Source organism: Stieleria sp., from assembly GCF_041595215.1.
Lineage (GTDB): Bacteria > Planctomycetota > Planctomycetia > Pirellulales > Pirellulaceae > Stieleria > Stieleria magnilauensis.
Genome location: NZ_JBFHKV010001455.1, coordinates 1 through 1657, shown reverse-complemented (window position 1 = coordinate 1657; position 1657 = coordinate 1). Strand labels below are relative to the sequence as shown.

The 1657-nt window shown below is 60.7% G+C and carries 2 protein-coding genes; both read left to right on the top strand.

The annotated features are described in order from the left end of the window. On the top strand, positions 1-630 hold a 630-nt coding region (locus ABX749_RS32055; protein WP_372899620.1), incomplete at its 5' end, for an amidohydrolase family protein. Between the two features lie 20 nt (positions 631-650). Then, a partial coding sequence (locus ABX749_RS32050; RefSeq protein WP_372899619.1) for an SAM-dependent methyltransferase occupies positions 651-1657 on the top strand: 1007 nt, incomplete at its 3' end.

Below are 1657 nucleotides of genomic sequence, written 5' to 3'. Positions count from 1 at the left end.
GACGATCCGCGGTGGGATCCGATTTGGGCCAAGTGCGGCGAGCTGGGATTACCGATCATCATTCACACCGCCGACCCGGCCGCCTTCTTCGATCCCATCGATGAAACCAACGAGCGCTGGGAAGAACTTAGTCGTCACCCCGATTGGAGCTTTCACGGCGACGCCTATCCATCGCGTCAGGAACTTTTCGAGGCCCGCAACCGGGTGATCGGGCGTCATCCAAACACGCAGTTCATCGGTGCCCATGTCGCCAACAACCCCGAAGACTTAAAGGTCGTCGCCGGGTGGCTGGACGAGTATCCGAACCTGTGGATCGAGCCGGCGTCGCGGATCGCCGAGTTGGGGCGGCAACCCTTCACCGCGCGGGAGTTTCTGATTCGCTATCAAGACCGACTCCTGTTCGGCACCGACGGGCCCTGGTCCGAGACCCGTCTCCGGCTGTATTGGCGATTCTTCGAGACCCGCGACGAATCGTTTCCGTACAGCGAAAAAGTGCCCCCGCCGCAAGGCTTGTGGCAGATCTATGGTGTCGATCTGCCGGACGCGGTGTTGAAAAAACTGTATTTCGAAAACGCCAGCAAGTTGATCCCTGGGATTCGCCAGCGGCTTGAAAAATGGACGAAACCGTAGCGACTTGTTGCAGATGAACCATGACATTTTCTGATCAACCCACCACCGAGCCAACCTTTGCCATGTTGTGCTGCGCCAATGGCGCCGAAAAACAGGTCAAGCAATCGATCGCCGCGGCGGGTTGGCGGTTGGCGTTTTCACGGCCCGGCTTCGTCACCGCCAAACACGATCAGCAGATGCCGTTGCCCGGCGGGACCTTCATCCGCACCGCGGCGCACTCGATCGGCCATTTGAAAGGCGCCGATGGCGAAACCCAGGTGACTCGCCTGGTCGATTTGCTGGACGAAACGTTTGCCGGCGGGCGGACGTTTGATCAACTGCACGTCTGGCCGCGCGACCGGTTGCCGATCGGCAAATTCGGTTTCGAACCCGGGGTCGATGAAGTCTCCAAGCTGGTCGCCCAGCGAGTCCACACGGCACTTGCGGATCGATGGGTCCGCGGCGATCAACCCAATCGCATCGCCGAGCCCGGTGAACGCGTGCTGGATCTGGTGTTGGTCGATCCGGATGACTGGATGATCGGATGGCACACCGCAGCCAAGTGGCATTCGCGGTGGCCCGGTGGCGTGCAGCCGATCGAGCCGCAATATGAACCGATCTCACGTGCCTATTACAAAGCCGCCGAATCGATCACCTGGAGCGGTTTCGATTTCGCGCCCGGTGACGTGGTGGTCGAAATCGGCAGCGCCCCCGGTGGTGCTTGCGGGCGGCTCCTCGAATTGGGGTTGAAGGTGATCGGAATCGATCCGGCGGAAATGGACGAGCGGATTGCCAATCACCCACGATTCAAACACCTCCGCGCCCGCGCCGGGGATCTGCCCCGCAGAGAGTTTCGCAACGTCAAATGGCTGTTGGCCGATTCGAACGTGAAACCCGAAAAGACACTCACGACGATCGAGCACATCGTGACGCACCGTGAGTGCTCGCTGGCGGGAATGTTGCTGACGATGAAGCTGGGCAACTACGACGCGGCGGGGCGAATCGACGCCTGGCTGGAGCAGATCCAGACGTGGAATCCGGTCGACGT